16 protein-coding genes are annotated in these 17,968 nt (G+C 62.0%); 11 read left to right on the plus strand and 5 right to left on the minus strand.

Features of this window, described 5'->3' with window-relative positions; all coding sequences use genetic code 11:
- The first annotated feature begins 60 nt into the window (after nt 1-60).
- Entirely contained in the window at nt 61-1,206 is a 1,146-nt protein-coding gene (locus AC1DWZ_RS17215) for a succinylglutamate desuccinylase/aspartoacylase family protein (protein ID WP_477170159.1), read from the plus strand.
- A 230-nt stretch (nt 1,207-1,436) separates the two neighbouring features.
- Here the strand turns inward: AC1DWZ_RS17215 and AC1DWZ_RS17220 are convergent, their stop codons facing one another.
- The 4 genes from AC1DWZ_RS17220 to AC1DWZ_RS17235 all read right to left on the minus strand — a co-directional run bounded on the left by AC1DWZ_RS17220 (nt 1,437) and on the right by AC1DWZ_RS17235 (nt 6,364).
- Nucleotides 1,437-2,312 carry a 4-(cytidine 5'-diphospho)-2-C-methyl-D-erythritol kinase gene (locus AC1DWZ_RS17220; protein ID WP_477170160.1) on the minus strand — a complete coding sequence of 292 codons (876 nt, stop codon included), beginning with the start codon at nt 2,310-2,312 and terminating at the stop codon, nt 1,437-1,439.
- Nucleotides 2,313-2,333: 21 nt separating this feature from the next.
- Nucleotides 2,334-4,118 carry a tetratricopeptide repeat protein gene (locus tag AC1DWZ_RS17225; RefSeq protein WP_477170161.1) on the minus strand — a complete coding sequence of 595 codons (1,785 nt, stop codon included), beginning with the start codon at nt 4,116-4,118 and terminating at the stop codon, nt 2,334-2,336.
- Between the two features lie 189 nt (nt 4,119-4,307).
- Nucleotides 4,308-4,550 carry a hypothetical protein gene (locus AC1DWZ_RS17230; protein WP_477170162.1) on the minus strand — a complete coding sequence of 81 codons (243 nt, stop codon included), beginning with the start codon at nt 4,548-4,550 and terminating at the stop codon, nt 4,308-4,310.
- A gap of 161 nt (nt 4,551-4,711) precedes the next feature.
- Nucleotides 4,712-6,364 (minus strand): electron transfer flavoprotein-ubiquinone oxidoreductase, encoded by a 1,653-nt coding sequence (locus AC1DWZ_RS17235; RefSeq protein ID WP_477170163.1) that lies wholly within the window; start codon nt 6,362-6,364, stop codon nt 4,712-4,714.
- A gap of 169 nt (nt 6,365-6,533) precedes the next feature.
- Between AC1DWZ_RS17235 and AC1DWZ_RS17240 the strand changes: the two genes are divergently transcribed.
- The 10 genes from AC1DWZ_RS17240 to AC1DWZ_RS17285 all read left to right on the plus strand — a co-directional run bounded on the left by AC1DWZ_RS17240 (nt 6,534) and on the right by AC1DWZ_RS17285 (nt 17,104).
- A complete protein-coding gene (locus AC1DWZ_RS17240) occupies nt 6,534-7,439 on the plus strand; it encodes a uracil-DNA glycosylase (RefSeq protein ID WP_477170164.1) in 906 nt (301 codons plus the stop codon).
- Nucleotides 7,440-7,743: 304 nt separating this feature from the next.
- Nucleotides 7,744-9,309 carry a lytic transglycosylase domain-containing protein gene (locus AC1DWZ_RS17245; RefSeq protein ID WP_477170165.1) on the plus strand — a complete coding sequence of 522 codons (1,566 nt, stop codon included), beginning with the start codon at nt 7,744-7,746 and terminating at the stop codon, nt 9,307-9,309.
- Between the two features lie 17 nt (nt 9,310-9,326).
- Complete coding sequence (gene moaB, locus AC1DWZ_RS17250; RefSeq protein ID WP_477170166.1) at nt 9,327-9,863, plus strand: molybdenum cofactor biosynthesis protein B; 537 nt, start codon at nt 9,327-9,329, stop codon at nt 9,861-9,863.
- 55 nt (nt 9,864-9,918) lie between these two features.
- On the plus strand, nt 9,919-11,145 hold the full coding sequence (locus tag AC1DWZ_RS17255) for a PA0069 family radical SAM protein (RefSeq protein WP_477170167.1): 1,227 nt from the start codon (nt 9,919-9,921) through the stop codon (nt 11,143-11,145).
- 103 nt (nt 11,146-11,248) lie between these two features.
- Nucleotides 11,249-11,584, plus strand: coding sequence for a hypothetical protein (locus AC1DWZ_RS17260; protein WP_477170168.1), 336 nt, complete (start codon nt 11,249-11,251; stop codon nt 11,582-11,584).
- Nucleotides 11,585-11,676: 92 nt separating this feature from the next.
- Nucleotides 11,677-12,012, plus strand: coding sequence for a hypothetical protein (locus AC1DWZ_RS17265; RefSeq protein ID WP_477170169.1), 336 nt, complete (start codon nt 11,677-11,679; stop codon nt 12,010-12,012).
- Between the two features lie 181 nt (nt 12,013-12,193).
- Nucleotides 12,194-13,921 carry an adenylate/guanylate cyclase domain-containing protein gene (locus AC1DWZ_RS17270; protein ID WP_477170170.1) on the plus strand — a complete coding sequence of 576 codons (1,728 nt, stop codon included), beginning with the start codon at nt 12,194-12,196 and terminating at the stop codon, nt 13,919-13,921.
- Between the two features lie 99 nt (nt 13,922-14,020).
- A complete protein-coding gene (locus AC1DWZ_RS17275; protein WP_477170171.1) occupies nt 14,021-14,644 on the plus strand; it encodes a ribonuclease HII in 624 nt (207 codons plus the stop codon).
- Between the two features lie 53 nt (nt 14,645-14,697).
- Entirely contained in the window at nt 14,698-15,801 is a 1,104-nt protein-coding gene (locus tag AC1DWZ_RS17280) for a DNA methyltransferase (RefSeq protein ID WP_477170172.1), read from the plus strand.
- A gap of 70 nt (nt 15,802-15,871) precedes the next feature.
- Nucleotides 15,872-17,104, plus strand: coding sequence for an MFS transporter (locus AC1DWZ_RS17285; protein WP_477170173.1), 1,233 nt, complete (start codon nt 15,872-15,874; stop codon nt 17,102-17,104).
- A gap of 48 nt (nt 17,105-17,152) precedes the next feature.
- Here the strand turns inward: AC1DWZ_RS17285 and AC1DWZ_RS17290 are convergent, their stop codons facing one another.
- Nucleotides 17,153-17,962 (minus strand): hypothetical protein, encoded by an 810-nt coding sequence (locus tag AC1DWZ_RS17290; protein WP_477170174.1) that lies wholly within the window; start codon nt 17,960-17,962, stop codon nt 17,153-17,155.
- Nucleotides 17,963-17,968 lie beyond the last annotated feature (6 nt).

Raw genomic sequence — 17,968 nt, forward strand, 5'->3', positions numbered from 1 at the left:
TGACAGATGGGAACCGGATCGGCCCAATGCCGCCCGAAAGATTGGGAGAATTTCAGGATCATGACCAAGACGATCGAGCGTATTTCACTGGGGCAGATGAGCCCGGGCACGGAACGCTTCCTTACCGTCCACCGCTATGGCCAGAAGGGGGCGAGACCCAAGGCCTATCTGCAGGCTTCGCTGCATTCGGATGAAATTCCCGGCATGATGGCGGCGCATCATCTCCTCCGGCTGCTGGACGAGGCAGATGCGCGCGGCGAGATCAAGGGCGAGATCCTGGTTGTCCCGGTCGCCAATCCGATCGGCCTCGGCCAGATCGTCAATGGCAGCCATAGCGGCCGCTATGAATTGCGCGGCGGCGGCAATTTCAACCGCCAATGGCCTGACCTTTACGACGGACTCCTGGATGTGGTGCGCCCGAAGCTGGGTCCGGACAAGAGCGCCAATGTGAAGGCGATCCGCGCCGCCCTTGCCGCCAAGATCAACCAGATGGCGCCGGACACGGAGCTTGCCCGCCTCAAGGTGGAACTGGCGCGCCTCGCTTACGATTCCGACATGGTGCTGGACCTCCATTGCGACGACGAAGCCTTGATGCATGTCTACATGCAGCCGGTGCACTGGCCGACCTTCGGCGATCTCGCCGCCGAAACCGGTTCTTATGCCAGCCTGCTATGCAGCGATTCCAAGGCCAACAGCTTCGACGAGACTTTCTCGCTGCCCTGGACCAAGCTCCACGACGCTATCGGCGACATGTTTCCGATTCCGCCGGCTTGTTTCGCGACCACGGTCGAATTCCGCGGCCAGGCCGATGTGTTCGACGAATTGGGCGCCCAGGATGGCAAGGCGCTCTATCGTTTCCTGCAGCGCCATGGTGCTCTGGCAGGCGATCCCGGCCAGCCGCCGGCAGCAAAATGCGAGGGCACGGACCTGGAAGCGACCGACATCGCGCGCGCACCCAAGGCCGGCATCATCGCCTACCGGGCGGCACTGGGTGCCCATGTGAAGAAGGGCGACCTTATCGGCGAGATCATCGACCCCCTCGCCGACAATCCGGCGAAGTCCCGCACCGAAATCCGCGCCAGCACCGATGGCCTTATCCTGTCACGCTGCCTGAAGAAGCTGGTGGCCCCCGGCGACGGCGTCGCCATGATCGTCGGCACGAGCAAGCTCTCCCACCGCAAGCCAGGGGCACTGCTGGGGGATTAGAGGAGCAACGAATTCGACCCGCCCGGACAAACTCTCCCCCCTCTCCCCCTCTCCCCTCGCGGGAGAGGATTGGGGTGAGGGGGTGGAACGACGGGACTCGCTGAGAGATCCCCCTCACCGCTCGCTGGCGCTCGCCGCCTCTCCCGCGAGGGGAGAGGCTAAGTTCTCTTGTGCAATACTCCGCTTTGAACGATCGATTGCCCCCTCCCCCACGTTGGGGGGAGGGTTTCTTACCCAGCGATCTTCGCCGCAACCGCCCACCAATCTGGATACTGTGCCTTCACCTGCTGCCGTGCGGCTTCCGCCGTTGCGGCGGTTTCGAACACGCCGAAGCAGGTGGCGCCGCTGCCGGACAAGCGTGACAGCAGGCAGTCTTTCGTCGCGGCGATGGCCGAGAGCACGTCGGCCACGATTGGCGCCACGATGATCGCCGGTGCGGTGAGGTCGTTCTTGCGCGTCATCAGGAACGCGGCGAGATCTTGCGCGGATGCAGGCGGCTCATGCCAACGCGCGACCGGTGAGAAATCGCCGCGCCGTGCCTTGAACACGGCCGGCGTCGGCGTTTCGACGAGCGGATTGACCAGCAGTAGATGGGCTGGCGGCAAGGCACCAGCCAGTTGGATGTCCTCGCCGATGCCGCCCACGAAACTGGAACGGCCGTCGAGACAGACCGGCACATCGGCGCCCAATTTTTCAGCCAGCGCATAGAGTACCGCGCGGTCGGGTTTTACCTGCCAAAGCCCGATGAGGCTTTGCAAGGTCGCCGCCGCATCCGCCGAACCGCCGCCGATGCCGGACGCGATCGGCAAGTTTTTCTGCAGGCGAATGGCAGCGCCCTGTTTGACGCCCGTGAGATCGCGCAAACCAAGTGCTGCGCGCATGACAAGATTGTTCGGACCGGCATCAAGGCCCGCCCCGAACGGCCCATCGATGGCGAGCGTCACATCAGCCGCCGCCGTTACCGCGATGTCATCACCGGTTTCGGCAAAGACGATCAGCGAATCCAGCAGATGATAGCCATCGGCCCGCTTGCCGGTGACATGGAGATAGAGATTGACCTTGGCCCTGGCTAACATCGGCTTGGCCAGCATGGTTTTGTTGAGCATGATATCAGCAGACGCGAAGGATCAGCCGCCGGACGGCGCACTCGTTTCCGCCTTGGCAGCACCGAGGCCGGTCTTCAGCTTTTCCTGGATGATGCTGATCTGGTCTTCCTCCGGCTTGAAGGAGAGCGAGCGGTGCCATTGGAAACGCGCCTCGGCCTTGCGGCCGACGCGCCAATAGGCGTCACCCAGATGGTCGTTCAACACCGGATCGGTCGGCTGCAATTCGACGGCGCGTTCGAGATAGGTGACGGCCTTGTCGAACTGGCCCAGCTGGAAATAAGCCCAACCCAGGCTGTCGACGATGAAGCCTTCCTCCGGCCGCTGCTCGACGGCGTTGTTGAGCATCTTCAGGGCCTGGTCGAGATTCTCGCGGCGCTCGACCCAGGTATAGGCGAGATAATTGAGGACGTAGGGCTGGTCGGGTGAAAGCTCCAGCGCCTTCTTGAAATCCGGTTCGGCCTTGTCCCACTGCTTGCTGCGCTCGTAGGCGACACCGCGTGAATAGAACAGGGTCCAATCGTTGGCGGTCGGGTCCTTGATGGTGCCGATGACCTGCGTATAGGCATCGGCTGCTTCGACAAAGCGCTTCTCACGGCGATAGAGATCGCCCAGTTCCACCACAGCTTCAATCCGGTGCGGCCGCGATTTCACCAGGCCCTGGAGGGTGGCGATGGCGCCTTCGAGATCATCGAGCTTCTGCTGGCAGTCAGCCACGGAGATATCGGCCGACCAGCGATAGATCGAGTCAGCGCGGATCGTGCGGTACATGTCGATGGCTTCAGCACAGCGCTCGCGCTGCTGCATCAGATTGCCGAGCAGCAACCGCGCGATGTCGAGATTGGGATCAAGCTCGAGCGCGAGGCGGCCGAACACCTTGGCCTGGTCCTCGACATTTTCCGATTGCAGGATCGAGCCCAGATCGAAGAAGGCTTCCGCAAGGCCAGCGGCCGGTGTCGCGATGATCGGTCCCTTGGGGGCGGGCTTGGCCAGGCGCTCGGTCAGGGGATCGGCGATGGCGCCGGCAACGCCGGAATTGGCGGTGCGAAACAGGTCGATAAAGGCGGCCGCATCGTCCTTGTCGCCGTCGCGGTGCAGGAACTCGACATAGAGCTCGATGAAGCGCGCACTGGCGGCACCCGCATCGGCGGCACCCTTCATGCGGTCGAGCGCCTGCTTCGACTGGCCGACCTGGTCTTCCATGAGGGCAGTATGTTGCGTCACGACCGCGCCCAGGCCGTTGAAGTCGCTGAGCGGGGCGAGGGCTGCCACGGCCGGCTCCAGCTTGCCGTCGATGCCCAAGGAGATCCACGCGGCGAAGAAGGGTTTGGCGATGCGGCCGATCCCATCATCTGCAAAACCGTCGACGGCAACCTTGGCAGCCTTGAAGTCGCCGGCCTTGACCCGGTCGACGATTTCGACGAGGCCGATCAAGGGGGTCTTTGCCCCCTGCTCCTTGATCTCGGCCGCAAGCTTCACGGCGCCGGCAAAATCGCCGCTGCTGATGAGGGCCGACAAGGTCCGGGCCGCCAACACCTGATCGCCGGGTGCAGCCTCCCGCGCCAACCCTAAGAGCTTTGCCGCCATGACATCGTCGCCTTCGTCGAAGGCGAGGCGGCCAGCCAGCAGGGCGCCTGCCAGCGACCAGTCCGGGGTCGTCGCCTGGTCGGCCGCCACCTGATTGGTGCTGGAATCGGCCCGCGCCGTCCCGTTGCCATCTTCCTTCCCCGCACAGGCGATCATGGCCGGCAGCAAGGCGAGGGCGAGGAGAGCCGGTCGGAAACGAGGCGCGCGGAATCGGGTTGTCATGGGCGGAAATGGCCTCGGAATGAGTGATTGTTGAAATCTAACAACAGTCTTAGCAGGAAGTGCCCCAACCAGAAAGGGGCCGCCATCACAGCGGATGGCGGCCCCTTTAGTTCCCAATTCGGGCATTTTGGCGGCGGCCAGGCCTCCAAATGCGTCACTCGCCAGCTTCGGCCAATTTGTCTGTGGGTTTTAGAGAACGCGCTCATACGCCTGTATGTCTCGTTCGACTTCAGCCTCCAAATCTGGATACATAGAATAGAGGCGATCAATCAGCTCCATCGTTATGCCTGCTGACGCCTTAGCAATAGCGATTGCGAGAGGACGATACTCTTCTTCGGTGCAGTGTTGCTTAAGTACCGGCATGAGAGAAGAAATTTGGCTCGCCGACCGAAAAGCCGTCGCGACGATATGTTTGGCCAGAGCTCTGTCCATTTTTTGCCATCCCGTCTTTGTCGATCGTGTTGTTATTTTATACACTTTATAGAAGATAAAATAACTGACAGCACCCTTGCGTCAAGTGATCGTGCAAAACGGGGCGCAGATGAATATTGCGCCCCGTTTTTTGGCAATCAGGCTTGGTCCGTGAAACCGCCCTACATATTCGGATAGTTCGGGCCGCCGCCGCCTTCCGGGGTGACCCAGTTGATGTTCTGGGTGGGGTCCTTGATGTCGCAGGTTTTGCAGTGGACGCAGTTCTGGGCGTTGATCTGCAGGCGCGGTTTGCTGCCATCGGCTTCGCGCACGATTTCGTAGACGCCGGCCGGGCAGTAGCGCTGTTCCGGGGCGTCATAGAGCGGCAGGTTGATCTCGATCGGGACCTTGGGGTCCTTCAAGGTCAAATGGCAAGGCTGGTCTTCCTCATGGTTGGTCGAGGAAACGAACACCGAGGACAGCCGGTCGAAGGACAGTTTGCCATCCGGCTTCGGATAGGCGATCGGCTTGAAATTATCCTTCTTCTTGATCTTGGCATTATCGGGCGTCTTGTTGTGGAGCGTCCAGGGCGCCTTGCCGCCGAACAGCTTCTGATCGATGCCGGCCATCACCGTGCCGATGAGCAGGCCCTTGCTCATCCACGGTTTGAAATTGCGGGCCTTGTAGAGCTCCTCGTGCAGCCAGGATTTTTCGAACGCGGCAGGGTAAGCGGCGAGCTCGTCATGAGAGCGTTCGGCGCCTAAGGCTTCGAACGCGGCTTCGGCGGCCATCATGCCGGTCTTGATCGCGGCGTGGCTGCCCTTGATGCGCGGCACATTGAGGAAGCCGGCATTGTCGCCGACCAGGGCACCGCCCGGGAAGGTGAGCTTCGGCAAGGCCTGCAGGCCGCCGGTGACGATCGCACGCGCCCCGTAGGCGACGCGGCGGCCACCTTCCAATTGTTCAGCGATTGCCGGATGGTGCTTGTAGCGCTGGAATTCCTCGAACGGATAGAGATAGGGGTTGTCGTAGCCGAGGCCGATGACGAAGCCCACCATCACCTGGTTGTTGTCGCCGTGATAGAGGAACGAGCCGCCATAGGTGCTGGTATCCATCGGCCAGCCGGCCGTGTGCATGACCAGGCCCGGCTTGTGCTTTGCTGGATCGATATCCCAGAGTTCCTTGATGCCGATCGAATAGCTCTGCGCATCGCGGCCTTCATCGAGCTTGTAATGCGCAATAAGGCGCTTGCCCAACGACCCGCGGCAGCCTTCGGCAAAGAGCGTGTACTTGCCCGTGAGCGCCATGCCCGGCGTGAACTCGGCCTTCTCAGTTCCATCCTTGGCGCGGCCCATATCGCCGGTGACGATGCCCAGCACCTTCTTCTTGTCGTCGTCGAACAGGATGTCGGCAGCGGCAAAGCCCGGGAAGATCTCGACGCCCAAGGCCTCAGCCTGCGTCGCCAGCCAGCGGCAGACATTGCCGAGGCTCACAATATAATTGCCTTCGTTATGGAGCGTGTCCGGCAGCAAAGCGTTGGGGAAGCGGACCGAGTTCTTGTCGTTGGTCAGGAACAGGAAACGGTCCTCGGTCACCGGGCAGGTGAGCGGGGCCTCCTTCTCCTTCCAATCAGGAATGAGTTCGGTGAGCGCCTTGGGGTCCATGATGGCGCCGGAGAGAATATGGGCGCCGATCTCGGAGCCTTTCTCAATGACGACGACCGAGACTTCCTTGCCCGCTTCCGCGGCCAACTGTTTGAGACGGATGGCGGCACTGAGGCCGGCGGGACCGCCGCCGACGACGACCACATCATATTCCATCACTTCCCGGTCCATAGGCCCCTCCCCCTCGGTCTTCATGCGGCTGGGCCGGACGCTCTAAAGGCGCCGCCCTGGCGAACTGTGCTTACAACGGCGGGCAACCGGGACGCAACCGGCCGACCACACTATATATATGAGTGAGGTTAACTGGACCTTCACCCGGGCCCGATGCTAGCCTCGGGCCATGAGTCCAACCGGCCCCGTTTCCGACAATCTCGCGTCATTTTCCGACGAAACCCAGCTCGTGGCGCTGCTGCGCTTCTATCTGGACTCCGGCGCCGATGCCGCCATTGAGGACCTGCCCCGCAGCCGGTTCGGCGTCGCTGGGCCGCCCGCGGAAACCGCCGCCCAGGCGCGGCCCGCCATGATGCCTCCCATGATTCCGGCAGCGGCCAATCCGCCCGCCGCGCCGCGCGCCACCCCACCCAGGGCGACTGTCACCAGTTCTGCGGCAATCCTCGCCGCCGGCGATTTGGCTGTGGCGGAATCGGCGCGGGCCGCGGCGGCGGGCGCCAACAGCCTTGAGGAGCTGAAGGCGATCCTCGGCCGCTTCGAGGGTGTCGAGAGTTTGCGGGCGCGCGCCACCAACATGGTCTTTGCCGATGGCAATCCGGCGGCATCCGTGATGCTGGTGGGCGAAGCGCCCGGTGCGGACGAAGACCGTATCGGCAAGCCCTTTGTCGGGGTTTCCGGGCAATTGCTCGACCGGATGCTGGGATCGATCGGCCTCGACCGCACCAGCTTCTACATTACCAATGTCTGTTTCTGGCGGCCGCCGGGGAACCGCAAGCCGACCGAGGCCGAACTGGTCGCCCAGCAACCCTTCGTGCAGCGGCATATCGAGCTGGTGAATCCCAAGGTGCTGGTGCTGGTGGGTGCTGCCTCGGCGCACGCGCTTCTCAACACCAATGACGGCATCACGCGGCTGCGCGGGCGCTGGTTCGAGTACCAGTCCGCGGGGCTGGCCGGCCCGATCCCGACACTGCCGATCTTCCATCCTGCCTATCTGCTGCGCCAGCCGGCCCAGAAGCGCGAGACCTGGGCGGATCTTCTGAAGCTCAAAAGCCGCATTGCCGAAATCACTCGTTAACCATAGTCGGAGCAATTCCGCACACCCGGCGAATCGTCGGTATTTTAGCTATCGGCAGCGTTAACCAATTTGGCGATCCTGTGACATAGCCGCGACCATTTGTCGGCTCACGTAAAATTTTACCGATCAAATCAATATATAGTAGTTAATATTGCCTGCGACACCATATCTGTAGATCGAGACGGGCTTTTTTTCTGGACGGGGCTGGTTCGAATCGGTAACGCTGGGAACCAGAAAAGAAGCACTTCGTTAATGACGGGTCACTCAGGAAGGTCCTGAGCTTCGCTCTAAGGGGGGCGACAGATTGCAAATTAGGTTTCAACAACACGGCTGGCGCCGGTTCCTGGCGTCGACCGCGGTAGCGGCGCTGCTGTCCCCGGTGATTGTCCTGGGGGCGAGCTTTGCCAAGGCCGATGAACTCAGTGCCGCCACTTTGGGTAATGGCACGAGCACGGCTTCGCTGCAGACCGGTCCGGAAGTTTTCGGTGCGACGCTCCCGCAGCCGCTCGATGCCGTCAACGCCGACCGTTATCGCGAAATTTTCCGCCGCCAGGCGCAGGGCGACTTCACCGGCTCCGACCGGCTGATCAGCGACCTCACCGATCCGGCACTCATGGGCCATGTGCTTGCCGATCGTTATCTGGCGCCGGGCTACAAGGCGAAGGCCAAGGAACTCAGCGACTGGCTGAAATCCTATTCGAACCTGCCGGAAGCCAACGCCATCTACACCCTCGCCTCGAAGAAGGGGGTGAAGAAGGCAGCGCTCACCGCGCCGAAATTCGACATTACCCGCGTCGGCTCGCCGGATGAAAATTCCAGCGACAATGACGCGAATTGGCTGGCCGGTCTCAATTCCTGGCGCGCCAAGAATTACGAAACGGCCGCGACGCAGTTTGAGAAAGCCGCCGTCCGCACCTCGTCTTCAGCCTGGGACCGTTCGGCTGCCGCCTATTGGGCGAGCCGCGCCCATGTCCGCGCCAAGCATCCGGACAAGGTCAGTCATTGGCTGAAGGTGGCGTCCGAATTTCCGCGCACCTTCTATGGCCAGCTGGCCACCCGTGCCTTGGGGCTCGAGCCGCAATTCGATTGGCGCGTGCCGACGCTCACCAACGGCCATGGCGCCCAGTTGATGACCTCGCGTATCGGCAAGCGCGCGCTGGGCCTGCTGCAGATCGGCCAGATCGATTTGGCTGAAAAGGAACTCCTCATCCTGCAGAGCGAAGCTGGTCCCGAGATCAGCGATGCCCTCATCGCCATCTCCCAGGCCTATCGCCTGCCCTCGCTCTCCTTGAAGATTGGTGCCTGGCACCAGCTCAAGGGCGGCGACCGCATGGATGCAGCCCTCTATCCGCTGCCGTCCTGGAAGCCGGGCAATGGCTTCACCGTCGATCAGGCCTTGCTGTTTGCCGTCATGCGGCAGGAATCCGGCTTCAACCCCAACGCCGTGTCGGGCGCTGGCGCGGTTGGCCTGATGCAGCTGATGCCGGGGACCGCGAAGGCCATTGGCGCGCCCACCGGCATCCGTCTCAAGGACCCGCTGACCTCGCTCGCCTATGGGCAGAAATATATCCAGCGCCTGCTCGAAGATCCGGCGGTGAAGGGCGATCTGTTCATGATGGCCGCTGCCTACAACGCCGGCCCCGGCAATCTCGCCAAGTGGAAGAAGAGCATCCGCGGGTCGGAAGATCCGTTGCTGTTCATCGAAAGCATGCCGTCGCGCGAGACACGTAATTTCGTCGAACGCGTGATCGGCGCCTACTGGGTCTATCAGGCGCGCCTCGGCCAGCCGCAACGCTCGCTTGAATCGGTTGCCAACGGTGCGTGGCCGACCTATCAGCGTGGCGACAATATCGCGGCTGCGTCAAACTAACAGGACGCCCCCGGGCCATGTCGCGCATCGACGAACAGCGCCCGTTCCTCGCCGTCAACATCGCCATCCTCACTGTCTCGGACACGCGCACGGCGGCCGATGACCGTTCCGGCGACACGCTGGTGGAACTCCTGCAACGCGACGGCCACGTTCTTGCCGCCCGCGCCATCGTCAAGGACGAGGTGGCCGCCATCGCCGGCCAGCTTTACGACTGGATCGAGAATCCGAACGTCGACGTGGTGATCTCGACCGGCGGCACAGGCGTCACCGGCCGCGACGTGACCCCGGAAGCCTTCGAGAGCGTGTTCGAGAAAAAGATCGACGGCTTTGGCGAACTCTTCCGTTGGATTTCCTATCAGAAGATCAAGACCTCGACGATCCAGTCCCGCGCCGTGGGTGGGGTCGCCGGCGGTACCTATCTCTTCGCCCTCCCAGGCTCGCCCAGCGCCTGCAGGGATGGCTGGGAGGAGATCCTCAAATGGCAGCTCGACTACCGCCACCTGCCCTGCAATCTCGTTGAGCTGATGCCCCGCCTGACAGAGCATTTGAAATAGCCGCAGAGGGCCATTTGTTCTTGTAATGTTCTCATCGCCATGGCACGATTTGGCCATGCGATACGAACGTGACCCCATCGATCCTTTTGAAGATGCCGCCCTGCCCGATACGGCGCGCAAGGGACGCGGCGCCGTCACCAACCGCGCCGGCCGCTTCGAACCTGGCCTGCGCCCGCTGGAAGATGATGGCTGGCAATCTGGCGAAGCCTTCTCGGGCCTCACCTTCAACGGCGCCCCCATCAATCTCACGGGCACGTCGGCCAAGAAGACAACGGCCCCCACGGACGATGATGTGCTGCCACCCTTGAAGACGCACGTCGCCCTCGACAATGCCCGCTCGATCATCGCCCATAACAAATCGCCGGATATTCCGTTCGATCAATCGATCAACCCCTATCGCGGCTGCGAGCATGGCTGCATCTATTGTTATGCGCGGCCGACCCATGCCTATCTCGGCCATTCGCCGGGGCTCGATTTCGAAACCAAGCTTTACATGAAGGCCGACGCGGCGAAGCTCCTGGAAAAGGAACTGCGCAAGCCAGGCTACCGGCCCAGCGTCATTGCCTTGGGGGCCAACACCGATTGCTATCAGCCGATCGAAAAGCGCTATGGCATCACACGCGAAGTGCTGCATGTGCTCTCGGCCTACAATCATCCGCTCGGCATCACGACCAAGTCGGCCAATGTCCTGCGCGACATCGACATATTGGCGCCGATGGCGGCGAAGAAGCTGGCCAAGGTCTATATCTCGATCACAACGCTGGACCGCGACCTCGCACGCGTGATGGAACCGCGCGCAACCACGCCGCAGAAGCGCCTTGATGCGATCCGCAAATTGTCCGAGGCGGGCATCCCTGTGGGCGTCTCCGTGGCACCCATCATCCCGGCCCTCACCGACCATGGAATCGAACAGATCGTCGAAGCAGCGCATGAAGCTGGCGCCACCAGCGTCAACTGGACGCTGCTGCGCTTGCCCCTTGAGATCAAGGATCTGTTCACCGAGTGGCTTGAGGCGCATCATCCTTTACGTGCCAAGCGCGTCCTCGACATGGTGCGCGAATGCCGCGACGGCGCGCTCTACAAAGCCGATTTCGGCGAGCGCATGCGCGGTAGCGGTCCCTATGCCACGCTCATCCGCCAGCGCGTCCAGGCAGCTGCCAAACGTTTTGGCATGAATGGCTATCGCTGGGACGTCGATACCACCCTGTTCAAGGTACCGGCCGATCGCATGACCGGCCCTGAGAAGCCGGTGGATACGAAGCAGTTGAGTTTGTTCGGCTAAAACCCATTCTCGGACATTTCTGTGGCAATCCGGAATGATGGACCGGAACGATTGGCCCAAAGGCCGGTTGTTGCCGTATCTGAATTTTGAAACGAAACTCATTATGACCAATTTATTGAAACCGATGATCATATCCGGCTGCGTGTTTTCGGTGTTTGCGATCGTGCCGGCTATTGCGCCGGCACGCGCCGACAACGTCGTTGCCACGGAGCCTGCGGACTTCGTCACGGCCGGCGGTACCAATTGCCCCAATGGCGAGATCATGGATGGCTCGACCGCCGAACAAACCCGGCAGAGAATTGAGGCGGTCGGTTATACCGACGTCACAATTCTCGAAAAGGGGTGCGACAATGTCTGGCACGCGACCGGTATCAAAGGCGGAGAGAGTCGCAACCTCATCGTCTCGCCGGATGGTGGCGTCCTGCCAGGCAAGTATTAGGCCAGGTAGATGTTAGGCCGCGATCCCGCGCTCGGAACAACCAGCCTTCCCGCCGGTTATTGCCATAGCCGAATTTTAGCACGAGGTTCATTATGACTATGAAATTATGCACAATCGTCATTTCTGCCGGCTTCTTGTCGGCGCTCAGCATGTTGCCAATTGTTACCCCTGCCAGCGCCGAAAATGCCGTCACCACAGCACCTGCCGATCTCAGTCCCGCCAGCGGCAACAACTGCACCAATGGCGAGATCATTGATGGCTCGACCGCCGAGCAGGCCATCACCCAGTTCCAGGCCGCCGGCTACAGCGACGTCAAGATACTGGAAAAGGGCTGCGACAATTACTGGCACGCGACCGGCACCAAGGGCGGCCAGGGCGGCAACATCGTCATGGCCCCCGACGGTACGGTGATGCCGGAAGGCAATTAGTCATACCCTGACTGCATCCACGCCGGTTTCGACCCGACATGGATGTGGTGACGGTCATATGCCATAATCCCGCAAGGTTCCTTGAAACTTGCGGGATTTTGCTGCCTGGCGTGCAAAACCCTCGTCTACGTCAAGTTCACGGTTCATAAAAATCGGGCGGCGGTCACGTCGGGCGGGGGCGATGAAGATCGGTGTGGGACTGAAGATCGCGGCCGTTGTCCTGGTGCTTCTCGGCCTTGTCGGGTCGGTCGCCTGGATCAACGCCCGCAGCGCCAAGCGCGTCCAGTCGTTGATCGAGAATGTGCACGATACCTACGTGCCGGCTTACGGCGCCCTGGCGCGGGCCAATATCAGGTCCGTTGAGGAAGGGCTCTATGTCCGCCGCTGGTTGTTCGCACAGGTGCAGGATTTGTCGCGTGACTCTGCAGCGCCGGAACTTGGGCAAGGCATCACCGAGAAAGCCAAGCAAACCGATGTCGAACTGCAGATTGCACGCGAGCTCATCCAGCATGAGATTGCCGACCCCGTGGGGAGTGGTGACAAACTCGCTCTGGCCCGCCTCGATACGGAGGTCGAGTTTCTGCTGCGCCGGCATGCCGAATATGAAAGTGCGCTCGCAGGCGTGATGGCAGCTGCCGACCGGGGCGATGGCGAGGACGTCAATCGCCGCCTGCCGGAACTCGACCGGCTGCGCGAGGCCTTCAACAACGAGGCCGAAGCGGCCCGCCAAGCGATGCGGGAGCTTCTTGACGATGCCGGCAGGCAGGCGGTGGCGACGCAGGATGTGTCGGTGAGGATCGGCCTGGTGCTCCTCGGCCTCGCGCTGGCGCTGGGCGTTGCCGCTGCCTCGCTGATCACGATCAACCTCGTCCGTCCCTTGCGGCGCCTGCTCGCCGGCACACTTCTCATTCAGCAAGGCCAGCTCGACGTCGAGGTGCCCATCACCTCGCGCGACGAGGTGGGCGAGCTCACGGCGGGCTTCAACACCATGGTGCGCGAGCTGCGCGCCAAGGACCGCATCCGCGAAACGTTCGGGCGCTATATGGACCCACGCATCGTCGAGGGCCTGATCGATGCGCCGGACCGCCTCGGCGGGACGGGCGAGCGGCGCGAAATGACGATGTTCTTTTGCGACATGCGCGGCTTCACCAGCCTCAGCGAGGGCATGACACCGGCCGGCATGGTGCGGGTCGTCAATCGCTATCTGGCGCTGATGTCGGTGCCCGTGCGGCACAATCAAGGCGTCATCGACAAATATATCGGCGACGGCATCATGGCCTTCTGGGGCCCGCCTTTCTCGGCACCGGAGGATCATGCACGGCTGGCTTGCCTCGCGGCACTCGAGCAGCTCGCCGCCTTGGAGATCTTCCGCGCAGAACTTCCTGAGCTCACGGGTATCCGGCGCGGGTTCCCGTCCATCGACATGCGCATCGGAATCGCGACCGGCGACGTCGTCGTGGGGAACATCGGCTCCGACGTTTCCATGAGCTATACCGTCATGGGCGATCCGGTCAATTTCGCCTCGCGCCTGGAAGGTGCCAGCAAGGCCTATGGCACGCGCATCCTGATCAGCGCACGGACCGCCATGCTGGCCGGCGAGACGATCGAATGCCGCGAGGTGGACCAGCTTCTGGTCGAGGGCAAACAGGAGCCGGAGCACATCTTCGAGGTACTGGGGCGCCGGGGCGAAGTACCGGCCGCGGTGCGCGAGATGGCGGCACGCTATGCCGAAGGGCTCGCTTGCTATCGGCAGATGTCTTGGGCTGCCGCAACCGCTGCCTTTACCGCCGCCCTGCAGGCCGTGCCCGAGGACGGGCCCAGCCGCGAATTCCTGCGGCGCGTGGCGCGGCTGGAGGCCGATCCGCCGCCCGCCAGCTGGGACGGTATCTGGACGCTGCACGAGAAATAGCTGCGCCGGCCTGCTCCCGCGGCATCGCTCCAGCCTTACGGCCACCGTCGCCTTTCGCTACCATGGCCCTCTTGCTGTGAGTCGCTGGGGATAGCAGACGTGCCGGATTGGTCTTATGAAATCGCTGCGGGACTGGAGGACGGCGTCCTCATCTGCGGCGTCGATGAAGTGGGGCGCGGACCGCTCGCCGGGCCCGTGCTGGCTTGTGCGGCGATCCTCGACCCGGCATGCGTGCCGCAGGCGCTGCTGCGGCGCCTTGATGATTCCAAGAAGTTGAGTGCCGCCGCGCGCGAGGACATTGCCGGCGCCCTGCGCGAGATCGCCGTCTTTGCCATCGCCGAGGCGAGTGCCGCCGAGATCGACGAGATCAATATCCTGCGCGCCAGTCACCTCGCCATGCGCCGCGCCGTCGAGGCCCTCACCCAAAAACCGGCCCATGCTCTGGTCGACGGCAATCTGGCGCCGGGTCTTGCCTGTGCCACCACCTGCATCGTCAAAGGGGATGCCAAATCCCTCTCCATCGCGGCCGCCTCGATTCTCGCGAAGGTGGAGCGGGACAAGATCATGAGTCAGCTGGCGCTCACCCATACCGTATATGGTTGGGAGCGCAATGCCGGCTACCCGACAGCCCACCATCTGGCAGCCATCAGGACCCACGGCATCACCCCACATCATCGCCGGTCATTTCGACCTGTATCTGAGAACATTACGATAACTAACTGACTCATAACACTTTCTCGTTGACACGCGGAGTCGCGTGACTCAGGATCGGCGCCATGACAAAGAAAGCGCCGAAGCCAAACCTCACCGCTCTCCCCCTCGATTCCATCATCGGCGGGGACAGTATCGAAGCCCTGAACTCGCTCCCGGAGCGGTCGATCGACATGATATTTGCCGATCCACCCTACAATCTTCAGTTGAGCGGAGACCTGCATCGGCCCAATAACAGCCGTGTCGACGGGGTCGACAATGACTGGGACAAGTTCGCCGATTTCGCCACCTACGATAAATTTACCGAAGGCTGGCTGAAGGCTGCGCGCCGGGTTTTGAAGGATGACGGCTCGCTCTGGGTGATCGGCTCCTACCACAACATCTTCCGTGTGGGTGCCAAGCTCCAGGATCTCGGCTATTGGATGCTCAACGACGTGATCTGGCGCAAAACCAACCCGATGCCGAATTTCCGCGGCCGCCGCTTCACCAACGCCCACGAGACCATGATCTGGTGCGCAAAATCGGCTGAGAGCCGCTACCAGTTCAATTACGAGGCGATGAAGACGCTCAACGACGATCTGCAGATGCGCTCCGACTGGCTCATGCCGATCTGCAGCGGCTCGGAACGCCTGAAAGGCGAGGACGGCGTCAAAAGCCACCCGACGCAAAAGCCCGAAGCCTTGCTCTACCGCATCATGATGGCAGCGACCAAGCCCGGCGACGTGGTCTTGGATCCCTTCTTCGGCAGCGGCACGACGGGTGCTGTCGCCAAGAAACTTGGCCGCCGCTATATCGGCATCGAACGCGATCCCGGCTACATCAAGGTGGCCCGCGCCCGTATTGCCAAAGTGCAACAAGTCCCCGAAAGCGAAATGCTGCAGATCATCTCCAAGCGCGAGGAACCGCGCATTCCCTTCGGCTGGCTCATTGAACGCGGCCTGCTCGAACCCGGCACCGTGCTCACCAGCAACAATGGCCGCTTCACGGCAAAGGTCCGCGCCGACGGCACGCTCATCTCCTCCGATCACCGCGGCTCGATCCACCAGGTGGGTGCGGCCGTGCAAGGAGCGCCTGCCTGCAACGGCTGGCAATTCTGGTGCGTGCCGAGGGAAGGGCAACTGATCCCGATCGATTACTATCGCCAGCAGCTCAGGGCGGAGCTGCACTAAGTCGGTCAGCGTTCCCGCCATCAGTTGAAGGCGCTCCGCAGCGCGGCCGACAAGTGCCCTGGAGAAGGATATGAAACGGGCGCTTGGCGGCATTGGGGTAGCCTTCGCGGACCGGAATTTCCGCATCTATTCCATCGGCGCCATCGTCTCCTGGCAGAGCTTTTTCATCCAGCTCGTCGCCGTCTCCTGGACCACCTGGGAGCTCACGCATTCGACGACATGGCTGGCGATCGTGGCCGTTCTCGATATCGCCCCAAACATCATTTTCCTGCCCTTGGGCGGTGTCCTTGCTGACCGGTACGATCGCTACCGCATTGTGATCGTCACTCATGTCCTGGGACTTCTTCAGGCTCTGGCCCTGGCCTTGTTGGCGTTCTCAGGGCATCTGACGATCACGGCACTTGCCATCCTCGCCTTCCTGCATGGCCTCATCCACAGCTTCAGCGTGCCGGGACTGTTCGGCATGCTGCCACGCTTCGTCGCCCGCGACCGCCTGTCTTCGGCGATCGCGGTCAGCTCGGCCTACACGCAGCTGGCCATCTTTGCCGGGCCTGCGCTGGCCGGCTGGATCATCCTGCATCATGGCGTGGCGACAGCCTTCGCCGTCAATGCATGGGGCTATGCCGTCTATCTCGGCTCGATCGCCTTCCTGCGGACGCCGTCGGATTTCGTGGCCCCGGCGCCGACCGGCAAGAGCATCCGTGGCGATCTCGGTGACGGCTTGCGCTACATCGCCAGCCATCACGGCATCAGCGCCCTCCTTATCCTGATGCTGATGGGTGATGCGCTTTCGGCCGCCATGTATCAAATGCTGCCGGCCTATGCCGACGGCATCCTGGGCATGGGTGTCGACGGCATGTCGGCCTTGCTCGCCGCGGCTGGATTGGGTGCCACCCTGTCAGCGTTGTGGCTGGCGCAAGGCGGCACCGCGCGCGCGACACCCTTGCGGGTCCTCTGGGCTTTTCTTGCCTTCGCTATTGTCGTCGCGGTGCTGATGATGACGCAGAGTCTCATGCTTGCCCTGGCCGCGATGGTCGCCTATGGCATCGCCGGCGAGATCAGGCGGACCGCCACCGTTTCGCTGCTGCAGATCACCGTTGACGACACGCAACGCGGCCGCGTGATGAGCACCCAATTCCTCCTGCAGCGGATCGCCGGCGGCATCGGCACCATCCTCATTGGCCTTGCGGCAGAAAGCGACGGATTGCGCAGGCCGATGTTCATCGCCGCCTGCCTCACCATCATCGCCTGGGCCATCGCCTTCAAGGGACGACACCGCATCATCGCTGCGTTCAAGGCATAAGGATTCTGCTGAAGGGCAAGACCAGCTTCGCCAACGAAATCAACGTCTCTAAGATTTCACAAACACGCGCAACTCGACAGGCAGACGCTCAAGCGCCGTCGCCAAGGCGCGCTCTTCCAATGCAAGCGCGCGTGCTTCCGCCGCATCGACCCCCGCAGATTCGGTGTGAGATTCAATTAGGGGCAGCCAGGCCCGCAGTGCCTCGATAACTGCGCGCAAATCCAGACCTGCGTCTGTAATGGCGTCATACCATTGCTCAATCCAGGCCGAGTGAGCGCTATCGGTTCCATTCATATTCTGGCTCAGGACGACTTCAGTCTTGCCGGTTATCTGTGCAGCGACCGGCGCAAGTTGTAATGGCGGAAGCCCTTCGTTCAGCAAGTCATATTGGAGTTGGCGTAGTCGATTGGCGATACGTTGTGCTGGGTCTCCGAACAGATCTTGGAACTGATCCCAGTCTATCTTTGCGCTGGGCTGCATTATCTTGCCGGCAACCGTGGCCATGACAATGGTTGCATTTATCACTTCGTCGGCAGTTCTGCTGTCCAGCACCGCCGCTGCATCCCGCATGATGTCACGACCGTGCTTTGCGGCAGTCTTGGCAGCTTTGTGCGGCGCATTGACAATTTCAACATCGGCTTCCCGCTTGATCGCCGCGTAAACATACCAGGGTGAGTTTCTGGCTTCTTCCTGATAAGCCATCAGAAGCGTATCGACGGCCATCTTCAGGGAAGAAGTAAGCCGCTTGAGTTCGGGATCGGACGAGACATCTGGATTGCCTCGCAAACGCTGCAGCGTCGCGTTCCGCCTCTGCGCCAGGTGAAGCGCCCGCGCCAACAATTGGTTATCTGACGACAAGCTATC

It is taken from the genome of Dongia sp. P2_B8 (genome assembly GCF_056404715.1).

Coding starts and splice junctions, on each gene's coding strand:
- AC1DWZ_RS17215 (WP_477170159.1), top strand. CDS start 61: ATGACCAAGACGATCGAGCGTATTTCACTGGGGCAGATGAGCCCGGGC.
- AC1DWZ_RS17220 (WP_477170160.1), bottom strand. CDS start 2,312: ATGCTCAACAAAACCATGCTGGCCAAGCCGATGTTAGCCAGGGCCAAG.
- AC1DWZ_RS17225 (WP_477170161.1), bottom strand. CDS start 4,118: ATGACAACCCGATTCCGCGCGCCTCGTTTCCGACCGGCTCTCCTCGCC.
- AC1DWZ_RS17230 (WP_477170162.1), bottom strand. CDS start 4,550: ATGGACAGAGCTCTGGCCAAACATATCGTCGCGACGGCTTTTCGGTCG.
- AC1DWZ_RS17235 (WP_477170163.1), bottom strand. CDS start 6,364: ATGGACCGGGAAGTGATGGAATATGATGTGGTCGTCGTCGGCGGCGGT.
- AC1DWZ_RS17240 (WP_477170164.1), top strand. CDS start 6,534: ATGAGTCCAACCGGCCCCGTTTCCGACAATCTCGCGTCATTTTCCGAC.
- moaB (WP_477170166.1), top strand. CDS start 9,327: ATGTCGCGCATCGACGAACAGCGCCCGTTCCTCGCCGTCAACATCGCC.
- AC1DWZ_RS17255 (WP_477170167.1), top strand. CDS start 9,919: ATGCGATACGAACGTGACCCCATCGATCCTTTTGAAGATGCCGCCCTG.
- AC1DWZ_RS17260 (WP_477170168.1), top strand. CDS start 11,249: ATGACCAATTTATTGAAACCGATGATCATATCCGGCTGCGTGTTTTCG.
- AC1DWZ_RS17265 (WP_477170169.1), top strand. CDS start 11,677: ATGACTATGAAATTATGCACAATCGTCATTTCTGCCGGCTTCTTGTCG.
- AC1DWZ_RS17270 (WP_477170170.1), top strand. CDS start 12,194: ATGAAGATCGGTGTGGGACTGAAGATCGCGGCCGTTGTCCTGGTGCTT.
- AC1DWZ_RS17280 (WP_477170172.1), top strand. CDS start 14,698: ATGACAAAGAAAGCGCCGAAGCCAAACCTCACCGCTCTCCCCCTCGAT.
- AC1DWZ_RS17285 (WP_477170173.1), top strand. CDS start 15,872: ATGAAACGGGCGCTTGGCGGCATTGGGGTAGCCTTCGCGGACCGGAAT.